Below are 19738 nucleotides of genomic sequence, written 5' to 3'. Positions count from 1 at the left end.
ATGTTGCGTTCGCTGGTCGCCGCCTCGCTCTCCTGGCGCCTGCTCGTCATCGCGCTGGCGCTGGCCGTTGCCGGGCTGGGCACCTGGGCCTTCATGACGCTTCCCGTCGATGCCTATCCGAACATCGCCCAGACGCAGGTGAAGATCATCCTCAAGGCGCCGGGCATGACGCCCGAGGAGGTGGAAAGCCGCGTCATCACACCGATCGAGATGGAAATGCTCGGCATTCCCGATCAGGCGATCCTGCGCTCCACCGCCAAATACGCCATCGCCGACATCACCATCGATTTTGTCGACGGCACCGACATCTATTGGGCGCGCCAGCAGGTGGCGGAGCGACTGTCGAATGTGATGCGCGATCTGCCCGCGTCGGTCAGCGGCGGCCTTGCGCCGATCTCTACGCCGCTTTCGGACATCTACATGTTCACGATCGAGGGGCCGCTCTCGCTACAGGAGAAGCGCGAACTGCTCGACTGGACCATCCGTCCGGCGCTGCGCACCGTTCCCGGCGTCGCTGACGTGAACGCGCTGGGCGGCTATGTGCGGACCTTCGAGGTCAGGCCCGATCCTGTTGCGCTTGCGGCGGCAGGCCTCTCCATCGCGGACATCGAGACGGCGATCGAAAGCGGCAACCGCAACGATGGCGCGGGACGCCTGAAAAGCGGCGAGGAATCTCTGATCGTGCGCGCGGTCGGCGCAATCCGGTCGGTCGAGGATCTCCAGCAACTCGTTGTCGTCAGCCGGAACGACCGCATCGTTCGGCTGGGCGATGTCGCGACGGTCGGCACCGGCAGTCTGACGCGCTATGGCGCGGTGAGCAAGAATGGGCGGGCCGAAGCCGTGCAGGGGCTGGTGATCGCACTGCGCGGGGCCGATGCGCGGCAGGTGGTCGATGGTGTCCGCGCCCGCCTCGCGGAAATCGAAAGCACATTGCCCGCCGGCACCCATGTCGATGTCTTTTACGATCGGTCCGACCTGATCGCGCGCGCCGTCGGCACGGTCGAGAAAGCCCTGCTCGAAGCGGCCGTCCTTGTCGTCGTGCTGCTCATTCTGTTCCTGGGCGACTGGCGCGCGGCGGCGATTGTCGCCGTCACCCTGCCGCTGGCGGCGCTCATCACCTTTCTGTTCATGCAGGGCATGGGCCTGTCCGCCAATCTCATGAGCCTTGGGGGCCTGGCTATCGCCATCGGCCTGCTGGTCGACGGGTCGATCGTGGTGGTGGAAAATATCGTCGAACGGCTCGGCCGGGCGCATGAGGAGGGAACCCCGCGCCTTAACCTCGTCTATCAGGCGGCAAGCGAAGTCATCGTGCCGGTCTCGGCCGGGATCGCCATCATTGCGCTGGTCTTCCTGCCGCTGCTGTCATTGCAGGGCCTCGAAGGCAAATTGTTCGCGCCGGTTGCGCTCACCATCGTCTTCGCGCTCGCCGGTTCGCTGCTGCTCGCGCTCACCCTGGTCCCCGTGCTTGCATCCTTTGGCCTTAAAAGCGGCCATCATGGCGAGCCGTGGCTGATGCGCCAGCTCGGCCCTCGCTACCGGGGGCTTCTCGACGGCGCCTTCGCGCGCAAGCGGCTGGTCTACGGGCTGTCGGCGGCGGGGCTCGTCCTCGCCGGCATCGCCTATGGCGCGGTCGGCAAGACCTTCATGCCGACGATGGATGAAGGGTCGATCATCGTCCAGCTCACCAAGCTGCCCTCCATCGATCTCGACCAGTCGGTCCAGGGCGACATGGCCGCGCAGCGCGCGCTGATGCGCGTGCCGGAAGTGCAGGACGTGATTGCGCGCGTCGGATCGGACGAAATCGGCCTCGATCCGATGAGCCCCAATGAAACCGACAACTTCGTCCGCCTGAAGCCGCGCTCCGAATGGCGCGGCGACAAGGATCTCATCGTCGAGGACATGCGCAAGGCGATGGCGGACCTGCCCGGCATCGAGCCGAGCTTCACCCAGCCGATCGAGATGCGCGTTTCCGAAATGCTGACCGGCGCGCGCGGCGATCTTGCCGTCAAGATCTTCGGGCCGGATCTGGCGACGCTGGGCGAACTTGCAGATCAGGTGCAGCAGATATTGTCGAACGTCGATGGCGCCTCCGAAGTGCTGACCGTCGCCAATGACCGCGTTGATTATCTCCAGCTCGACATCGACCGCGCCGCCGCCGGGCGCTTCGGGATGCCGGTCGACCGCATACAGGATGCGCTGCGCGCGCAGGTCGAAGGCGCCCATGTCGGTATCGTCGCCGATGGCCAGAAGCGCGTGCCGATCGTCATTCGCGGCGACGAGGCGCTGCGCGCCGATCCCGCCCGTTTTGCCGATCTGCAATTGCATACGCCGACCGGCATAGTCGCCCGGGTCAGCGACATGGCGCGGATCGAGCGGACCGAGGGGCCGGTCAAGCTCGACCATGAGAACGGGTCGCGCTTTGCGCTGGTGCAGGCGTTCGTCTCGGGGCGCGACCTGGTCGGCTATGTCGATGAAGCGAGAGGCGAGGTCGGCGCGAAGGTCAAACTGCCCGCCGGCTACAGCATCGTCTGGGGCGGGCAGTTCGAAAACCAGCAGCGCGCCTCGGCCCGGCTGGCGGTCGTGATCCCGATCGCGCTGCTCCTGATCTTCTTCGTTCTGCTGGCGACGCTGCGCTCGATGCGCGCCTCGGTGCTCATCCTTGTCAACATCCCCTTCGCCATGGTCGGCGGGATCGTCTCGCTCTGGGCTTCGGGAGAATATCTGTCGGTTCCCGCCTCGGTGGGCTTTATCGCCCTGCTCGGCATCGCGGTGCTCAACGGACTGGTCATGGTCACCTATTTCCGCCAGCTCCGCGCCGATGGGCGGAGCATGACCGAGACGGTGCGCCTCGGCGCCGAACGGCGCCTGCGTCCCGTCCTGATGACCGCCAGCATCACGGCCTTCGGCCTTGTGCCGCTGCTGTTCGCGACCGGCCCGGGATCGGAGATCCAGCGCCCCCTCGCCATCGTCGTGATCGGCGGCCTCATCACCTCCACCCTGCTGACGCTCATTCTGCTGCCGATCCTGTTCGAGCGTTTCGGCGAAAGCGCGGGAGAAACCGACAATGGCTGACATCCTGCTGACCTTCCATTGCGCCTCGCATGACGCCGATAGCGTGACTGACGCACTCCGCGCCGCCTGCGACGCGCCGATCCATATCGCCGAGCAGGCGGTGCGCGGCTGGGACTTCGGCGACGCCAGCACGGCGGAACGGGTGTCGGGCCTTCTGCGCCGCAACGCGCTGGAACTGATTGTCGATGAGGACGCTCTGGGGACACTGGTTGACGCGGTCACCCAATCGAAGCGGTCGCTGCCAGTGCGCTGGCACGTAGTCCCGGTGTCAGCCCGGGGGAGGATCGCATGAGATCGCCGATCATCCTCGGGGCGCTTGTCGCATTGCTCACACCCGCTGGGGCGCTTGCCCAGCGCGCCGATTTGCCGCCGAGCGAAAAGGTTGCCGAAGCGCTGGACAATCATCCGGCCGTGGCGGCCGCGCGGGCACGGGTGGACGCCGCCCGTGCCGACCGCGACATGCTGGCGAAGGGGACCCATGAGATTGCCGTTACCGGCAGCTATGTTCGCCGCAGCGTGGACAGGGAAGGCGGCTATGACGAGTTCGACGCCACGATCGCCCGACCGTTCCGCCTGCCGGGCAAGGCGGCGCTCGATCGCGAGGCGGGCGCCCTGGGCATAGAGGTCGCGGAAAACCGGATGGAGGATGCCCGGCATCAGACGGCTTTGCTGCTCTCCGGCTATTGGAACGACTGGCTGGTCGCCGGCGCGCTGTATCGCAACGACCTCGATACGGTGCGCTGGCTGGAAAAGGAGCTGTCCGCGCTGCGCCGGCGCGTGGCGCTGCGCGATGCGGCGGCGCTCGATGTTGATCAGGCCATGGCGGCAATGGCTCAGGCCCAGGCCCAGGCCGCGAACTCGCTCGCGGCGCGCGAACAGGCGCGTGTGGCGCTTGCCGCGAATTTTCCAGAAATACCGCTGCCCATCGAGCCGCCGGAAACGTCCGTCGCGATGGTTCCGGCCCAGAGACTTGCGGCGATGCGGGATCTGGTGATCGAACGCAGCCATGAAATCCGCGCCGCCGAGCGCGAGGCGCAGCGGCTGGCGGTCGTTGCGCAGCGTGTTCGCGCGGACCGGATTGCCGATCCGTCCTTCGGCGTCCGGCTGTTCAGTGAGCGGAGCGGCATGGAGCAGGGCGCGGGGGTGGTCATGTCGATGCCGCTGGGCGGCGGTCACAGACGCGCGGCGGCGGACCGGGCTTCCGCGGAAGGCAATGCCGCGCAGCTTGAGCATATGTCCGTCCAGCGGACCGTGAGGGCCATCGCGGATGCCGATCTGTCCAGCGCCACATTGCGGCTGGAGGCGTGGAAAAACACGGATCTGTCAGCGCAAAGCGCCGCTAGTGCGCTGGCCCGAACCGAACGTGGCTACCAGCTCGGCCAGATCGACCTTGCCGACCTGCTCTATGCCCGCCGTCAGGCGGGTGAAGCGCGCCGGTCCGAGATCATGGCGCGATCGGAAGCGGCCCGCGCCCTGCTCAAGCTGGAAATCGATTCGCATAGCCTGTGGGTGGTTCACGATGAGGATGGCGGTTGACGCCAGGTCACGCGCGGGCGCTCACCAGCCAGGCTTTCGCGCCCATGCGAACACCTTCATTATCGCAATTGCGCTCGAACAGTTCGACCAGGCTGCGGTGAACGGCTGCGCGTGTGTCGTCCCCGCTCGCCCGGACGAGATCGCCGACCTGCATGCCGTCGAGCACGAAGCGGGTGGCGCTCTCGGGATCGCTGCCGGGTCCGCCGACGCGCTGCTCGCCCGTCCAGGCGTCGAACGATATGTCACAGAAGCCGGCGCTTTGCAGAAGATCGGTGACATAATCCTGCTCGCCCAGCGCGAAGGGGCCGGGCTCGCGCGGCTGCGGCGTGGGCAGGTCGATATGCCGGCGGATCGCGGCCATGACATTGCGCTGCCACGGATTGTCGGCGATCGGCGCCCACACCGCGATGTCGAGCCGTCCACCGGCACGCAGCATCCGGCGCAGATTGGCGAATGCGGCATAGGGTTCGGGAAAGAGCATCGTGCCGAAGCGGGAATGCAGCCGGTCGAAGGGGGCTTCTTCGGGCATGGCCGTCGCGGCGTCGCCTTGTTCGAAGCGGATGTTGGCAAGACCGGCGCGCTGCGCCCGATCCGTTGCCGCCGCCACCAGTTCGGGCGATATGTCGAGGCCGAGCGCCAATCCCGTGTTGCCCGTCCTTTCGGCGATCCGCCTCGTCGTCCAGCCGCCGCCGCAGCCGATATCGACCACCTTCTCCCCGGCAACATAGGCTGCTCGCGCGAGCAGCGCTGCGCCGATCGGTTCGATCATGCTCTCGAAACGGTCGAGCTGGGCGAGCCAGCGTGTGCCCGCTTCCCCCGCCCAGTCGTGCGCGGCCGGTTCCTTGCTGTTCCCGTCAGCGTCATTCATTGCCCTTCTCCCACTGTGGCACCAATTGAAACGTGTTTGGAAGTCGGCGCATCGGGCAAGTCCCAGCCCCCACCGATCGCCTTGTACAACGCCACCAGTTGCACCGCCGTTGTGGCATGCGCGCGGGCACAGGCGGTTTCAGCTTCGTGCAGGAGGCGCTCGGCCGCAAGCAGTTCAATCCCCGCGATATCGCCGGCGGCAAAACGGGCCTCGGCGTGGCCGACACTTCGACGCGCAGCGTCCAGCGCCGTTTGACGCCGCGCGAGCGCATCGCGTCCGGCGTCATAGTCGCTCAAGGCGCGCTCCGCGTCGCCCAATGCGGCCAGGACGGCCTGTTCATAGCCCAGCGCGGCCTGCCGCTGAACGGCCTCCCGCGCGCGTATCTCCGCGCGCACGCGGCCGCCGTCGAACAAGCGCCAGGAAATGAGCGGCAGGATGGAGTAGCGGGTGCTGGAGGTGTCGAACCAGTCGCCCGTGCTAAGCGCCTGAAATCCGCCGCCCGCTGCGATAGAGAGCTTGGGAAACAGTTCGGTGGTCGCCACGCCGATATCGGCGGTGCTGGCGGCGAGGCGCCGTTCGGCAGCCAGAACATCGGGGCGACGCCGCAATATATCGGCCCGTTCCCCCACGGGCAGCGCCGGCAGTATGAGAGACGATGCAGTTGCATCGAGCAGCTTGAGTTCACGTTCCGGCGGTGAGCCGAGCAGGACACCAAGGCCGAGCACTGCCGCACGCTGCCGCGCCTCTATGCCCGGCAGCAGGGCGTTGGCGGCGGCCCAGCGTTCATGGGTTGCGTCCACGTCGGCACCGGCAACATCGCCGAGCGCCGCGCGACCGCGCATGAGTTCCAGCGTCTGGTGCAGCGTCGCCACCGTCGCCCGCTGCGCGCGTAATTCTTCTCTGGCGCCGGTCGCCTCGAACCATGCGCGTGCGACTTCGGCCGCGATCCGCATACGCACGCCCTGCGCCTCCGCTTCACTTGCCTGCAAGCGGGCGTTCGCGCCTTCCAGCGCCCGCCGGTTCGCGCCGAACAGGTCGAGTTCCCAGGCCGCGTCGAAGCCGGCATCGTAGATCGTCTGAGACGCATCGAGGCCGGGAATGGACCCAACGGGCAGCGGGCCGTTCTCGCTTTGCCGACGCTGGTTCACACTGGCGCCAGCAGAAACCGTGGGCAGTTGCCGGCCAGCGGCGCGGTCTCGCAGCGCGCGCGCCTCGTCGATCCGTGCGGTGGCTTGACGGATATCGAGATTTTGCGCCAGTGCGGTATCGACCAGCCTCTCCAGTTCGGGATCGCCCAGGGCCCTCCACCAGCGGTCCAGGTCCGTTGGCGCCGACGCTTCCCCAACCGGCCGGCTCCAGCCACTACCCGTGTCAACGGCAGGTGGCGCCCGGTAGTTGGGGCCGACCATACAGGCCGTCAACGAACTGCAGCCAGCTATCAATATTGCGTAGCGCGACCATCGCGGGGAACGTCCGCCCGTATCAGACAATGACGGCGCATGACTGTGGCGGGGCGATCTCATTGCAGGCGTCCTCGAACGAAGATGGTGGCCATGGTGAGCGACACCAGGGCGATCATCGCCAATGGCCAGAGGCTGGCAAATATGTCGCCCGGCGCCATGGCTTTGAGAAAGCTGCCCTCGACGATGACCAGGAAATGGGTGAGTGGAATCGCCTGCGCCAGCCATTGCAGCAGCATGGGCATGTTCTCGACCGGCGTGGCAAATCCCGACATCAGGACGGATGGCACGCCGATGGCGAAGGCGCCCAGGATGGCCTGTTGCTGGGTCGCGCTGATCGCCGAAATCATCAGACCGATGCCCACCACCGACAGGATGAACAGGACCAGGCTGACAAACAGCAGCGCGAACGACCCGTTGAACGGAATCCGGAACGGTCCCGCGGCCGCGGCCATCATCAGAAGTCCGAGCATGGTGCCGATGACCAGCGCCGGCAAGGATTTGGACAGGATGATTTCCGGCGTGGAGGTTGGTGAGACCAGCAACTGGTCGAAGGTTCCCAGTTCGCGTTCACGGGCGATCGACAGCGAGGTTATGAGCAGTGCGCTGAAGAACGCCAGGATGCCGGAGAGGCCCGGGACGATGAACCAGCGATACGTCAGATTGGGATTGAACCAGTTGCGTACCGCCACTGGCGTCGCAGGACCTGTGCCGGGGTTGGCCTCCGCGCCGACTTCGGCGGCGATGGCGGAGAGATAACTGGCGGTGATCTGTCCCGAATTGCTGCGCCGGCCGTCGATCAACAGCTGGATACGGCCGCTGTCTCCGGCAGCGATTGCGCGCGAAAAGTCCGGCTGGATGTCGAGCGCCGCGATCACCTTGCCCTGGTCGATCAGGCGTCCCAGTTCCTGACCGTCGGTCACGCGATAGACCTGGGTAATGAAGTCGGCCCGATCGAGCCGCGCGATCAGTTCATGCGACCAGCGGCCCGCATCCTGATTATGCACGGCAATATCGACGTTGCGCACTTCGAGCGTCGCGGCGAAGGCGAACACCAGCAGTTGCAGCAGCGGCGGCATGAACACCACCATGCGGCTGCGCGGATCGCGCAGGATGCTCAGCACTTCCTTGACGAACTGGGCTCGCAGCCGGGTGAAAGAGAGATAGCCATTGTGCCGCGTCATGGCTCGTCACTCCAGATTCTTGCGCGTGGCGCGCTTGGCCAGGAGGAAAAACAGGACGCCGATGGCGCCCATCGCCAGCAGGTTCGGCACGAAGACGGCCCAGATGTCGCCGGCCAGAAAGACGGTTTTTAGCGAAGAGACGAAATAGCGCGCCGGTATCGCCCAGGTGATGGCCCGGATCGGCGCGGGCATCGCGTCGATCTCATAGAGAAAGCCCGACAGCATGAAGGCCGGCAGAAAACCGGAGAACAAGGCGATCTGCGCGGCCAGGAACTGGTTGCGGGTGACAGACGAAATCAGCAGCCCTTGGCCCAGCGCCGGCACCATGAAGGTGGCCGAAAGCAGCAGGAGCGCCGCCAGCGATCCGCGCAGCGGCACGCCGAACACGAAGACCGCCAGCGCGGTCGCACCGAGCGTGGCCAGCATGCCGAGCGCAAAATAGGGCAGGAGCTTGCCGATCAGGATCTCCGCGACCGATGCGGGCGTGGAGAGCACCGCTTCCATCGTGCCGCGCTCCCATTCGCGCGCCACCACCAGCGCGGTCAGCATGGTGCCGATGATGGTCATGACGATGGCGATCGCGCCGGGCACCAGCGCGCGGCGGCTTTCCAGTTCGGCGTTGAACCAGTAGCGCGGCTCCATCGTGACGGCTGCGCGTGGCGTCTCGCCATCAAGCCCGCCCCGCCAGGTCTGCACCACGCCCTGCGCATAGTTGGTGACATAGTTGGCGGTATTGGGCTGCGAACCGTCGGCGATGATCTGCACCAGAGGCCGCGTGCCGCGATCGGCCAGGCGCTGCTCGAAATCCTGCGGGATCACCACAAATCCGCGCAAATCGCCCGAGACGACCTGGTCGGCGACTTCGCGCCGGTCATGGGCGAAGGTGACGTCCAGATAACGGGTGCCGGCGAAGGCGGCGGCCAGCGATTGCGCCGAAGCAGATTCGGATTCCTGCACGACGCCGATGCGCACCGCGCGCACATCGAGTGATACCGCATAGGAAAACAGCAGCAGCAGCACGACCGGAAGGGCGAAGGCGATCAGCAGCGTGGACGGGTCGCGCATCGCCTGCAGGCTTTCCTTGAACACCAGCGCCCAAAGGCGCTTCGGATCGAAGCGGCGCATGGCTTGAAGGTCCGTTCGCGATCCGCCCGCGCCGTTCATGCGGCAACTCCGCTGCGGGCTTCGTCAGCGCGGTCCTCGGCTTCGACCAGATGAATGAAGGCGTCTTCCATGGTCGGGTCCGGACGGAGATCGCTTACCGCGCTGCGTTTGAGGGCGTCCGGCGTGTCGAGCGCGATCAGCCGGGCGCGATAGAGCATCGCCACCCGGTCGCAATATTCCGCCTCGTCCATGAAATGGGTGGTGACCATCACCGTCACCCCCTTGCGGGCAAGGCCGTTGATATGGGTCCAGAATTCGCGGCGCGTGATGGGATCGACGCCCGAAGTCGGTTCATCCAGGAACAGCACGGGCGGGCGGTGCATCACCGCGCAGGCCAGCGCCAGACGTTGCCTGACCCCGAGCGGCAGGGACTCCGGCGCCGCCGACAGCCAGGGTTGCAGCCCGAAGATGTCGATCATCTCGTCGATCCGCGCCTGCCGCGCGGCGCCTTTCAGGCCATAGACGCCCGCGGAGAACTCCAGGTTCTGCCGCACGGACAGCAAACCATAGAGCGAGAATTTCTGCGCCATATAGCCAAGCTGGCCTTTGGCAGCACCGGTCGCCCGGCGCAGGTCCAGCCCCACCACCTGCGCTTCGCCGCTGGTGGGTTTGAGCAGGCCGCACAGCATCTTGAAGGTGGTCGATTTGCCGGCGCCGTTCGGCCCGAGCAGACCGAATATCTCGCCCTTGCGGACCTCGAAGCTCACCATGTCGGTGGCGGTGAAATCGCCGAAACGCTTGGTCAGATCGCGGCAGGAGACGGCAACGTCTGAAGCCAGTTCGACCGGCGGCATCCCTTCGGCAAGCGCCGATGTGCCGCCCGGACCGCCGCCCAGAAGATCAATGAAAGCATCCTCGAAGCGGGCAGGCACCGCTTTCAGTTGTGCGCCGACCCGATCGGCGAGCGCGCTAATTTGCTCGGTTCCCGCATCGGCGCGCAGCACCACGCGGACGCCGGCGCCCTGGATCACCCCGTCGCCGACACTGTCCAGGCTGAGCACTTCGGCTAGCACGGCCCGCCGCCGCTCGCCGACCTGTTCCAGCCGAAAGCTCCGGCTTGTAAGGCGCGCGGTCAGCTCTCCGGGCGGTCCGTCATAGGCGAGCCGCCCTTCGTTGAGCAGCAGCACGCTGTCGCAGCGTTCGGCTTCGTCGAGATAGGCGGTCGACCAGACTACGGCCATCCCTTCGTCGGTCAGCGCCTGCACCATGCGCCACAGATCCTGACGGCTGACCGGATCGACACCGACACCCGGTTCATCGAGCAGCAGGACAGCAGGCCGGGCCATCAATGCGCAGGCGAGACCCAGCTTCTGCTTCATGCCGCCGGAGAGCTTGCCCGCCAGGCGTCCGGTAAAGGGGGCAAGACGTGTGAAGTCGAGCAGTTGGGCGAACAGGTCGGCGTGTCCATCGGCGGCCATACCGCGCAACTGCGCATAGAGCCGCATATTCTCCATGACCGACAGGTCTTCGTAGAGGCCAAAGCGTTGCGGCATGTAGCCGGTCGCGACATGGATGGCGTCATTGTCGTCCACCACATCGAAGCCCGCTACCCTGGCGTGGCCGCTGTTCGGCACCAGCAGTCCTGTCAGGATACGCATCAAGGTGGTCTTGCCCGCGCCGTCCGGCCCGACCAGCCCGGTCAGTCGGCCATAGCTTATCTGCGCGCTGAGATCCTGTAACGCAGGCGCACTGCCGAAATGCTTGCTCAACCTGTCGATGACGACCGCGACATCGCCATTTTGCTCCTGTGGCGCGGTGGCGGGCGGCACGTCAGCGGCCTTTGGCGCGCGCGCCGGAGGTTTGTCCGACTACGACCTCGATCGTTACCGGCATGCCCTGACGCAGCGCGGCATCGGCATTGGTGACCACGATCCGCAGACGATAGACCAGATCCGTGCGCAGATCGGTCGTTTCTACCGTTTTGGGCGTGAACTCGGCGCGAGGCGAAATGAACCCGATCTGGCCTTGATAGAGTTTGTCGGAGGAATCGCTGCGAACGCGCACCCGCATTCCGGGCGCGATACGCCCCAGATCCGGTTCGCCGACATAAGCCCGCACATAAACCGGAGCATCAAGGCTGAGGCTATAGACCGGGCTTTGGCTGACAGCCATGCTGCCGGGTTCGCGCACCCGTGCGATGATCGTGCCGGTGCCGGGTGCAAGCAGAACCGTGTCGGCGAGCGCGGTGGCGGCTTGAGCCCGTGCTGCCTGTGCGGCGGCGAGGCGCGCTTGCCCCGCCGCGATGTCTTCCTTGCGGAAGCCTTCGGCGGCTTGCGAATGCGCGGCCCGGGCCGCCTTGACACTGGCGGCGGCCTGATCGCGCGCAGTGCGCGCGGCATCGACCGTCTTTTGACTGGCGGCTCCCGACGCGAGCAACTGGCTCTGCCGATCAAAATTACGCTCCGTGTCCCTGGCGACGGCCAGGGCCTGATTGAGGGCCTCCTGCGCCTGCGCAATCTCCTGCGGCCGCAGCCCGCGGCGCAGTTTGTCGAGGTCTGCCTGTGCGGCCGCTACGGCGGCGTCGGCGGCCGCGAGCGCTTCCTCGAACGGCTGCGCGTCGAGAGTCGCCATATGTGCGCCCGGCTCGACATGATCGCCTTCATCGAACAGCATCTGCGCGACGCGGCCGGACTGGCGGAAGGCCAATTGCACCTCCCGGATGTCGACATTGCCGTACAGATTGAGGGCGTCGCCGTCGCGGCTGCCCCGCTGCATCCACAGCCATCCAGCACCGATGATCACGATGACGGCCGCAATGATCAGGATCCGCTTTGTCGTGCCGGACAGGCGGATGTTCTTCATGATGATGCTCCGACGCCGCGCAGATAGATGGCGAACACGCCGGGCGCATCGCTGCGGATGCGGGTCACATCGTCCGCCAGCATGGATTGCATGACCAGGCCCTGGACCGTGCCGATGAACAGGGTGGCCGCGGCTTCCGGATCGAGGTCCGCATGCAGTTCGCCCCGTGCCTTTCCGGCGTCGAGCAGGGTATGCAGCCGTTCGCCATAATGGCGGATCAGGGTCTGGGCCATGCGCTTGGGAAGCGTCTCGCCCGGTCGCTGCAACTCCCCGAACAGCATTCGCGGTACACCCGGGTGATCAGACACGAAATCGATATGCGTCATGAAAACCGCTTCAAGCGCGGCAGCCGGAGAGGCGGCTTCCTCGACCGCCTTGTCCACGCGGCCGAGCAAGCGCTCGGTCACCCAGGACATGACCGCCTGCAGGATGGCGTCCTTGGTCGGGAAGTGGCGGAAGAGCGCGCCCTGGGTCAGACCCATCCGCTGGGCGATGGCCGTCGTGGTGATGTCGCTCGGGTTCTGTTCCGCGGCCAGGCCGACCACCGCCTCCACGGTCGCCGCCCGTCGCTCGTCAGCGGGAAGATGTCTGGACCGCCCGTTCATAGCTTGCGCCTTCAAAAGATAGTAATCTATTACTATCTATCTGTCATGAGCGTCTGGCGCAAGATGGTTCCGCCTGGATCGAGGCTGTCGGCCCATCCGCATGAGTGCATCATGGTCACTCAGACCATCGGCCATCTCCATAGTGGTATATGATTCTATACTTCTCGAAATGTAGATTGACCGCGCAGGCGCCTACTATTATTCGATGAGTTTGGAAGGATGGAATCGACCATGAAGGAGTTCAATCCGCAGGACTCGGCCGTCGAGGCGCTTGGCGCGCTGGCGCATGACACGCGCCTGTCTGTCTTTCGTATGTTGGTGAAGGCAGGGCCCGATGGACTGATCGCCGGCGCCATCGCGCAGGCCGCCAATGTGCCTCCGTCCACCATGTCGCATCATCTGGGTATTCTTGAACGGGCGGGACTCGTGGAGTCCGAGCGGGAAAGCCGGCTCATCCACTATCGCGCCGATTATGAGGGGATGCGCCGGCTGCTGGCCTTCCTGATGGAGGACTGCTGCCAGGGCGTCCCTGAAATGTGCGCCGATCTGTTCGGCGAGCTCGACTGCAAGGCCTGAGGTTACTCCCATGTCCGACACGATCGGCCCCGGCAAGACCTACAACGTGCTCTTCCTGTGCACCGGTAACAGCGCCCGCTCGATCTTGGGCGAAGCCATCATGAACAAGCTGGGGGAAGGGCGTTTCCGCGCCTGGAGCGCCGGCAGCCAGCCCAGGGGCGAAGTCCATCCGATGGCGCTCTCGGTTTTGAACGGGCTTGGGTTCGACACAGCGGGCATGCGTTCGAAAAGCTGGGACGAGTTCGCCGTGCCGGACGCGCCGCAATTCGATTTCATCTTCACCGTCTGCGATAACGCCGCAGGCGAAACATGTCCCGTGTGGATCGGCCATCCGATGACGGCGCACTGGGGCATCGAGGATCCGGCCGCCGTCGAAGGCGATGATCAGCGCGAGGCCTTCATGCAGGCCCTGCGCTACTTGCAGAACCGTATTTCGCTGTTCCTCGCGCTCCCGCTCGCCAGCCTCGACGAGATGGCGATGCGGCGCAAACTCAGGGAAATCGGCCAGAGCGAGGGCGCCAGCGTCAGGGCAGGAGCATGCGAATGACCCACCCGGAGACGCCTGTCGACATCGTCATCTACCACAATCCTGAATGCGGAACCTCGCGCAATGCGCTGGCCATGATCCGCAATGCCAGCATCGAACCGCATGTCATCGAGTACCTCAAGACTCCGCCTTCGCGTGCCTTGCTGGCAAGCCTCATCGTCCGCGCCAGCGTCACCCCGCGCGCCCTGCTGCGCGAGAAGGGCACGCCCTTTGCCGAACTGGGACTCGACAATCCGGATCTCACTGATGCGCAGTTGATCGATGCGATGATGGAACATCCGATCCTCATCAATCGGCCGCTGGTCGTCTCGCCGCTGGGCGTGAAGCTTTGCCGTCCGTCCGAGGAGGTCCTCGACCTCCTACCGGCTGACCAGCGCAGCGCCTTCGCCAAGGAAGACGGCGAACAGGTGATCGATGCCGCCGGCAGGCGTGTCACCGGTTGAACGAGGGATCAAGATGACCGCACAGCCCAGGCGTGAACGCCTGTCGTTTCTCGATCGGTATCTCACCTTGTGGATTTTCCTCGCCATGGCGCTCGGCGTGGGTCTGGGATCGACCTTCGAAGGATTGCCAAGGGCGATCGACAGCCTGTCCTGGGGGACCACCAACCTGCCCATCGCCATCGGCCTGATCCTGATGATGTATCCGCCGCTCGCGCGGGTGCGCTATGAGGAACTGCCGCGCGTGTTCGAAGACAAGCGGGTGCTGGCGATCTCGTTGATCCAGAACTGGATCATCGGCCCGGTGCTGATGTTTGCGCTCGCCGTCATCTTCCTCAGCGACAAGCCGGAATATATGACAGGCCTGATCCTTATCGGCCTCGCCCGTTGCATTGCCATGGTCATCGTCTGGAACCATCTCGCCAAGGGCGACAACCAGTATGTGGCTGCGCTGGTCGCGTTCAATTCAATCTTCCAGATCCTGTTCTTCAGCGTTTACGCCTGGTTCTTCCTCGCCTTTTTGCCGCCGCTGCTCGGGCTGGAGGGCAGCGTTATCAATGTCAGCTTCTGGACCATCGCCGAGGCGGTGCTGATCTATCTCGGCATTCCCTTTCTGGCTGGATTTCTCTCCCGCAAATGGCTGGTCAAGGCTAGGGGGAATGAATGGTATGAAACCTGCTTTCTGCCCAGGATCGGCCCGATCACGCTCGTCGCGCTGCTGTTCACCATCGTCGCCATGTTCAGCCTCAAGGGCAATGAGATCGTGACACTGCCGGGTGACATACTGCGGATCGCCATCCCGCTCACCATCTACTTCGTGGTTCAATTCAGCATCAGCTTCTTCATGGGCAAGCTGATCGAGAGCGACTATCCGCGCACGACGGCGGTGGCGTTCACGGCCGCGGGCAACAATTTCGAACTGGCGATTGCGGTCGCCATCGCCGCCTTTGGACTGGCTTCCCCGGTCGCCTTCGCTGCGGTGATCGGGCCGCTGGTCGAGGTTCCGGTGCTGATCCTGCTGGTCAACGCCGCCTTCTGGTTCGGGCGGCGCTGGTTCCCCGACAGCGTGCCGGCGGAGGTCCGGGCATGAACGAGACGAACCACAGCCGATTGCGGACGCTTGCCGATCCCGACCGTCTTCCAGCGCTCAAGCCTGACTATGTTCATCGGCGTCCAGCCCTGGGCCTGGGGGATCTCAATCCGCCGCCGCGCATCCTGCTGCTCTACGGATCCTTGCGCGAACGGTCCTATTCGCGGCTTGTGGTGGAAGAGGCGGCGCGTCTGCTCCAGTTCTTCGGCTGCGAAACGCGGATTTTCGATCCCTCCGATTTGCCGATGCCCGATCAGGTCCAGGATGACGATCATCCGGCGGTTCACGAACTGCGGGCGCATGCGCTCTGGTCCGAGGGCCAGGTCTGGTGCAGCCCGGAACGGCACGGCCAGATCACCGGGATCATGAAATCGCAGATCGATCACCTGCCGCTGGCTTTGAAGGGCATGCGCCCGACGCAGGGTCGCGCCCTTGCCGTCATGCAGGTCTCCGCAGGTTCACAATCGTTCAACAGCGTGAACAGCTTGCGCGTCCTCGGCCGCTGGATGCGGATGTTCACCATCCCCAACCAGTCGAGCGTCGCCAAAGCCTTCACCGAGTTCGACGAGGCCGGGCGGATGAAGCCGTCGAGCTATTACGACCGGATCGTCGACGTGATGGAGGAACTGGTGCGTTTCACTGTCCTGCTCCGCCCGCATGTCGATCAACTGGTCGATCGCTATTCGGAGCGGGTCGAAACGGATCGACCGGTCATTGCTCCGGCGGAAATCCTCGCCTCGATCGATGGGACTCTGGTTCCGCCACGACAGAAGGCATGATGCCCAATGGCCCCGCGCGTCTCGGTATCCAGAACGAACTGGCAGACATTTATGGCCGTTTGAGTGCCTTCGACTGACCGGGTCTGGACGAGGGCGTGACGGCTTGCTGCTATGCCGAGTCCGAAAGGAGCTGGATCGCCGGTGCCCAGGATGGGGCGTGGGCGGCTTTCTACATCAGCGGCGATGCGACGGATTATGGGAATGGTTCGAGGCTGAGCGCACTTTTCCGCAAAACGCCGCCGATGACGCCTGTTGTGCGCCGGCGGTGCCAATAGCGAAATCAGGCTGCCGCGGCCAACGGCGCGCAACAATATCTCATGGACGTGGATCGATGCCGGAGCCGTCCAGATGAGAGGGGAGTGGGAAGGAGTGATCGAGCCAAAGCTCTGCTCAAGCCCATTTGGATATCCCCATGTGCGATCTCACCTCAATCCCGGCCGAGGCCGGCTCCGCTCCCGCGCGCCTGCTCGATTATATTCGCGTCGATGCGCCGCAGCCCGTCGTCCTGGCCTATGGCATCGGTGTCGACAGCACCGCGCTTCTTCTCGAACTTGAAAGCCGGGGCACGCCGCCTGACCTCGTGATCACCGGGGATCCTGGCGTCGAGAAGCCGGAAACTTATGCCTATCAGAAGATGATCGCCGCCTGGATGGCGGCGCGAGGAATTCCCTATGTGACGGTGCGCTACACACCGCGCCGTTTCAAGCATTGGCCGCCCTATTTCGATCTGCTGTCCAACGTTCTGACGAACGCCACCTTGCCGAGCATTTCGCTGGGGCGCCATTCGTGCTCGCTCAAATGGAAGGTCGCCCCGCAGGACGCCTTTCTCAAGCAGTGGGAACCGGCCAAGGACGCCTGGGCGCGCGGCCAGAAGGTCGTTCGCCTTATCGGCTACGACGCATCGCCGGCTGACACGCGGCGCTATACCCATGCCTCGACCATCACGAGCGATCTTTTCGAATGCCGCTACCCACTGCGCGAATGGGGCTGGGATCGCGCGGCCTGCATCGCCCGGATCGAAGCCGCTCAGCTTCCCGTCCCGCCAAAATCGAGCTGCTTCATCTGCGGGGCGATGAAGCCGGACGAAGTTCGCGCCCTTCCGTCCTGGTGTCTGCGCCTCATCGTGCTGGTCGAGGCGAGAGCGGCCCCGCGTCTCAGGACCGTCGAAGGCCTGTGGCGCCGCTCGACGCGCACGCGGCCCGGGCGCATGACCGATTTCATCCGCGCCGAAGAGTTGCTGCCGGCCGCCGACATCGACGCGATCATCCACGACGCGCCTGCCGACCTCATCCGGTTCCAGGATGTGGCGGCCCATGTCCCGCTCCCCGACCGTCCGGCCATGGCGGAGTGGCTCGAGCAGTTCAACGCCGGCCTGAAGGAGGCAGCATGACCATCTCCGTTACAGAACAGATCGCCCGTTTGAACGACCGTTGCCGCCAGGGTTTCGATCCGACCGCTCGCCTTGTCGTGACCCGCGCCTGCCTCGCTCGTCTCGCAGGCGAAGAAGACGCGGTTCGTGAAATCATTGCCCAGGCTGAACTCCTCGCCGCCGTCCGCCGGTATGACTTTGGCCCCGGCGACGGCCCGGAACGAGACTTCGGCGCCTTTGATCTTCGGGGCGAACGCATCTTCTTCAAGATCGACTATTATGATCCCGCCCTCGAATTCGGATCGGAAGATCCAGCGGACGCATCGCTCACGCGGCGCGTGCTCACGATCATGCTCGCCGAGGATTATTGAGGGCTTCGATCGCGCCCTTCGGCGGTCCGGGAAAAGGGGAGGGGGACTGCAGGTGGAGAATTTCCACTTGTCGAGGAGCCCCAGATGTCCCTTCCCGCCACGATCAACAGCCAGGTCGATCCTGCCGCCGTCACCAGAGTCACCCGCCTCTTCAATAACACGCTTGGCGATATTCTCTCCGAGCTTATCCAAAACGCACGCCGGGCGGGTGCGAGCGCGGTCGACCTCAAGGTCATCGACGCCGATGGGACTGCGTTTCTCGCCATTGCCGACGATGGCGCCGGGATCGAGGATCCATCGGTCATTCTCGCCCTCGGTCGGTCGGGTTGGGGTGACGAGATCGCGCGGCGGGAGGATCCTGCCGGCATGGGCGTGTTCAGCCTTGCCGGTCGCGATGTCGAGATTCGCTCCTGCCCGCGCTCGACTGGCGAGGGCTGGTCGATCCGCATCGCTTCAGGCGATTGGGAGTCCGGCGCGCCCATCGCCGTTGCGCCCTGCACCCACCCGTTCGGAACCGAGATCCGGGTGCCGATTGACGCGCAATGGCTCAAGTCACTCGAGACTATTGCACAAAGCGCCGCGCGTTATTGCCCGCTTCCGGTTCGGCTCGACGGCCAGGATCTACTCCGCGAGGACTGGCTGAAGGGCGCAGAGACGATCATCGAGCAGGACGGCGTCCGCATCGGCATCTATCGCAACTATCTTCACCGGCATTTCAGCCCGAGCATCAACTTCCATGGCGTGACTGTCGCGTCGCTCCTTCCAACGGTCGCGGAAAAGGATCGCCACTGGGCGGCCAAGATCGACATCGTCGATGCTCCGGAATTGCAGCTCGTACTCCCAGCCCGCAAGGAGATGGTCGAGAATGGCGCGCTGCAGAGCCTGCGCGCGGCGATCCGCCTCGCCATCTACCGGCATATCCAGGCGCTCGGCAGTCATCGTCTGGCCTTCGCGGACTGGCGAGAGGCGGCCGATCTCGATGTTCAGCTTCCCGAGGCACGGGGTGAGCTTTTCTCATGGACGCCGGCGGTCGCCGACTACAACAGCGGGTCCGGGCACCAGCACCTGACCTCGACGGACGATCTCGTCCTGATCGATGATTTCGGGCCGCCGCTCGAGCAGTGCGCTGCATTCGCGCTCTCGAAGGACGGCCGCTATGAGGGACGGCTCGCCGAATCCGACGAGGCGATGGTGGGCTATGGCTGGTATGACCGGCTTCCCCGGATCACTGATCTCCGCTTCGAGATCGACAAGGGGGGCGAGACGCTTGTGCTCGGTGGGTCGGACCTTCCCGGTATCGACAGCGGCACGGTCGAGCGACTGGATCTCGTGCTGACGATTTCTGGCCCCGCCCCTGAAACGCTTCATATACCGGCGCCTGTCGCCATCGAATATGACGATGGCCTCTTCTGGAGCTTTGAGGAGGCTAATATTCTCCTGGCGGCACCCACGGCCGTCACGCCTGCCGAACTGGTCGATCTGCTCGACGGCGCCTGCTTTTGCGCCAGCGACGATCGCGAGGCTGATAGCTGGGATACGCAGCACGATCGTTTCCTGCTCGATGCGCAGGAAATGGCGACCCGTCTCCTTCTGGGCGATGAAGCGGCCCTGCTCGAGCGCCTGCGCGCCGTCCTCGCCTACCGGACCCAATGGTTCGTTCCGGAAGGCTCCCGGTTCGTCGCCGTTATCGGACGCGAGGCCATGGATCTACGGATTGAGCGGGTTTCGGCGAGCAGCTGATCTGCTGCCCGACGATTGGCGTCGGGGGTGGGGTTGATCAGGCCGGGACCAGGCGGGGGCTGTTCGGATCGATCCATGGATCGACCGGATCGTCCCGAGGCCGCGGACGCGGGCCTCGGCTATGGCGCTTGCGCG

At 65.0% G+C, this 19738-nt stretch carries 18 protein-coding genes; 11 read left to right on the top strand and 7 right to left on the bottom strand.

The annotated features are described in order from the left end of the window. From CHB74_RS16185 to CHB74_RS16175, 3 genes are read left to right on the top strand one after another with little or no spacing between them, the layout of a single operon-like run. Positions 1 to 3072 (top strand): efflux RND transporter permease subunit, encoded by a 3072-nt coding sequence (locus CHB74_RS16185; RefSeq protein ID WP_037485651.1) that lies wholly within the window; start codon positions 1 to 3, stop codon positions 3070 to 3072. Then, complete coding sequence (locus CHB74_RS16180; RefSeq protein WP_020819433.1) at positions 3065 to 3364, top strand: DUF3240 family protein; 300 nt, start codon at positions 3065 to 3067, stop codon at positions 3362 to 3364. Before CHB74_RS16185 ends, CHB74_RS16180 begins: the two co-directional genes overlap by 8 nt. Beyond that, entirely contained in the window at positions 3361 to 4608 is a 1248-nt protein-coding gene (locus CHB74_RS16175) for a TolC family protein (protein ID WP_020819434.1), read from the top strand. The genes CHB74_RS16180 and CHB74_RS16175 overlap by 4 nt, the downstream gene beginning before the upstream one ends. Before the next feature lie 7 nt (positions 4609 to 4615). Here CHB74_RS16175 and CHB74_RS16170 read toward each other — a convergent pair whose 3' ends face one another. From CHB74_RS16170 to CHB74_RS16140, 7 genes are all read right to left on the bottom strand, one after another. Beyond that, a complete protein-coding gene (locus CHB74_RS16170; protein WP_089220668.1) occupies positions 4616 to 5476 on the bottom strand; it encodes a class I SAM-dependent methyltransferase in 861 nt (286 codons plus the stop codon). Continuing rightward, the gene (locus tag CHB74_RS16165; protein ID WP_237229880.1) at positions 5473 to 6897 is read right to left on the bottom strand and encodes an efflux transporter outer membrane subunit; all 1425 of its coding nucleotides are present in this window, start codon (positions 6895 to 6897) and stop codon (positions 5473 to 5475) included. Before CHB74_RS16165 ends, CHB74_RS16170 begins: the two co-directional genes overlap by 4 nt. Positions 6898 to 6995: 98 nt before the next feature. Beyond that, positions 6996 to 8120, bottom strand: coding sequence for an ABC transporter permease (locus CHB74_RS16160; protein ID WP_020819437.1), 1125 nt, complete (start codon positions 8118 to 8120; stop codon positions 6996 to 6998). A gap of 6 nt (positions 8121 to 8126) precedes the next feature. Then, on the bottom strand, positions 8127 to 9284 hold the full coding sequence (locus tag CHB74_RS16155; RefSeq protein WP_021223102.1) for an ABC transporter permease: 1158 nt from the start codon (positions 9282 to 9284) through the stop codon (positions 8127 to 8129). Beyond that, the gene (locus CHB74_RS16150; RefSeq protein ID WP_020819439.1) at positions 9281 to 11053 is read right to left on the bottom strand and encodes an ATP-binding cassette domain-containing protein; all 1773 of its coding nucleotides are present in this window, start codon (positions 11051 to 11053) and stop codon (positions 9281 to 9283) included. The genes CHB74_RS16155 and CHB74_RS16150 overlap by 4 nt, the downstream gene beginning before the upstream one ends. A gap of 1 nt (position 11054) precedes the next feature. Next, on the bottom strand, positions 11055 to 12086 hold the full coding sequence (hlyD, locus tag CHB74_RS16145) for a secretion protein HlyD (protein WP_020819440.1): 1032 nt from the start codon (positions 12084 to 12086) through the stop codon (positions 11055 to 11057). Further along, complete coding sequence (locus tag CHB74_RS16140; RefSeq protein ID WP_020819441.1) at positions 12083 to 12691, bottom strand: TetR/AcrR family transcriptional regulator; 609 nt, start codon at positions 12689 to 12691, stop codon at positions 12083 to 12085. Before CHB74_RS16140 ends, hlyD begins: the two co-directional genes overlap by 4 nt. 231 nt (positions 12692 to 12922) lie before the next feature. On the opposite strand from CHB74_RS16140, the gene CHB74_RS16135 reads away from it, so the two are divergent. The 8 genes from CHB74_RS16135 (at position 12923) to CHB74_RS16100 (ending at position 19603) form a co-directional block, all read left to right on the top strand. Continuing rightward, complete coding sequence (locus CHB74_RS16135; RefSeq protein ID WP_025160953.1) at positions 12923 to 13267, top strand: ArsR/SmtB family transcription factor; 345 nt, start codon at positions 12923 to 12925, stop codon at positions 13265 to 13267. Positions 13268 to 13277: 10 nt separating this feature from the next. Next, a complete protein-coding gene (locus tag CHB74_RS16130) occupies positions 13278 to 13814 on the top strand; it encodes an arsenate reductase ArsC (protein ID WP_020819443.1) in 537 nt (178 codons plus the stop codon). After that, positions 13811 to 14257 (top strand): arsenate reductase (glutaredoxin), encoded by a 447-nt coding sequence (gene arsC, locus CHB74_RS16125; RefSeq protein WP_089220667.1) that lies wholly within the window; start codon positions 13811 to 13813, stop codon positions 14255 to 14257. The genes CHB74_RS16130 and arsC overlap by 4 nt, the downstream gene beginning before the upstream one ends. Positions 14258 to 14270: 13 nt before the next feature. Next, positions 14271 to 15344: an ACR3 family arsenite efflux transporter gene (arsB, locus tag CHB74_RS16120; protein WP_025160954.1), complete on the top strand. Its 1074-nt coding sequence runs from the start codon at positions 14271 to 14273 to the stop codon at positions 15342 to 15344. After that, positions 15341 to 16123, top strand: coding sequence for an arsenical resistance protein ArsH (arsH, locus tag CHB74_RS16115; protein ID WP_021223100.1), 783 nt, complete (start codon positions 15341 to 15343; stop codon positions 16121 to 16123). Before arsB ends, arsH begins: the two co-directional genes overlap by 4 nt. Before the next feature lie 412 nt (positions 16124 to 16535). Then, positions 16536 to 17513, top strand: a complete 978-nt coding sequence (locus CHB74_RS16110; protein ID WP_037485697.1) for a hypothetical protein — start codon at positions 16536 to 16538, stop codon at positions 17511 to 17513. Beyond that, complete coding sequence (locus CHB74_RS16105; RefSeq protein WP_020818778.1) at positions 17510 to 17863, top strand: DUF3768 domain-containing protein; 354 nt, start codon at positions 17510 to 17512, stop codon at positions 17861 to 17863. The genes CHB74_RS16110 and CHB74_RS16105 overlap by 4 nt, the downstream gene beginning before the upstream one ends. An 84-nt stretch (positions 17864 to 17947) precedes the next feature. Then, on the top strand, positions 17948 to 19603 hold the full coding sequence (locus CHB74_RS16100) for an ATP-binding protein (RefSeq protein WP_089220666.1): 1656 nt from the start codon (positions 17948 to 17950) through the stop codon (positions 19601 to 19603). Positions 19604 to 19738: the final 135 nt, after the last annotated feature.

It is taken from the genome of Edaphosphingomonas laterariae (assembly GCF_900188165.1).
GTDB lineage: Bacteria > Pseudomonadota > Alphaproteobacteria > Sphingomonadales > Sphingomonadaceae > Sphingomonas_E > Sphingomonas_E laterariae.
The sequence above is the reverse complement of the archived record's forward strand: the minus strand, read 5'-3'. Positions and strand labels throughout refer to the sequence as shown.

Excerpts from the sequence above, each read along its gene's own strand:
- CHB74_RS16140 (WP_020819441.1), bottom strand. The coding sequence starts at position 12,691 with ATGAACGGGCGGTCCAGACATCTTCCCGCTGACGAGCGACGGGCGGCG.
- CHB74_RS16110 (WP_037485697.1), top strand. The coding sequence starts at position 16,536 with ATGTGCGATCTCACCTCAATCCCGGCCGAGGCCGGCTCCGCTCCCGCG.
- CHB74_RS16170 (WP_089220668.1), bottom strand. The coding sequence starts at position 5,476 with ATGAATGACGCTGACGGGAACAGCAAGGAACCGGCCGCGCACGACTGG.
- CHB74_RS16135 (WP_025160953.1), top strand. The coding sequence starts at position 12,923 with ATGAAGGAGTTCAATCCGCAGGACTCGGCCGTCGAGGCGCTTGGCGCG.
- CHB74_RS16100 (WP_089220666.1), top strand. The coding sequence starts at position 17,948 with ATGTCCCTTCCCGCCACGATCAACAGCCAGGTCGATCCTGCCGCCGTC.
- arsH (WP_021223100.1), top strand. The coding sequence starts at position 15,341 with ATGAACGAGACGAACCACAGCCGATTGCGGACGCTTGCCGATCCCGAC.
- CHB74_RS16180 (WP_020819433.1), top strand. The coding sequence starts at position 3,065 with ATGGCTGACATCCTGCTGACCTTCCATTGCGCCTCGCATGACGCCGAT.
- arsB (WP_025160954.1), top strand. The coding sequence starts at position 14,271 with ATGACCGCACAGCCCAGGCGTGAACGCCTGTCGTTTCTCGATCGGTAT.
- hlyD (WP_020819440.1), bottom strand. The coding sequence starts at position 12,086 with ATGAAGAACATCCGCCTGTCCGGCACGACAAAGCGGATCCTGATCATT.
- CHB74_RS16185 (WP_037485651.1), top strand. The coding sequence starts at position 1 with ATGTTGCGTTCGCTGGTCGCCGCCTCGCTCTCCTGGCGCCTGCTCGTC.
- arsC (WP_089220667.1), top strand. The coding sequence starts at position 13,811 with ATGACCCACCCGGAGACGCCTGTCGACATCGTCATCTACCACAATCCT.
- CHB74_RS16105 (WP_020818778.1), top strand. The coding sequence starts at position 17,510 with ATGACCATCTCCGTTACAGAACAGATCGCCCGTTTGAACGACCGTTGC.
- CHB74_RS16155 (WP_021223102.1), bottom strand. The coding sequence starts at position 9,284 with ATGAACGGCGCGGGCGGATCGCGAACGGACCTTCAAGCCATGCGCCGC.
- CHB74_RS16130 (WP_020819443.1), top strand. The coding sequence starts at position 13,278 with ATGTCCGACACGATCGGCCCCGGCAAGACCTACAACGTGCTCTTCCTG.
- CHB74_RS16175 (WP_020819434.1), top strand. The coding sequence starts at position 3,361 with ATGAGATCGCCGATCATCCTCGGGGCGCTTGTCGCATTGCTCACACCC.
- CHB74_RS16160 (WP_020819437.1), bottom strand. The coding sequence starts at position 8,120 with ATGACGCGGCACAATGGCTATCTCTCTTTCACCCGGCTGCGAGCCCAG.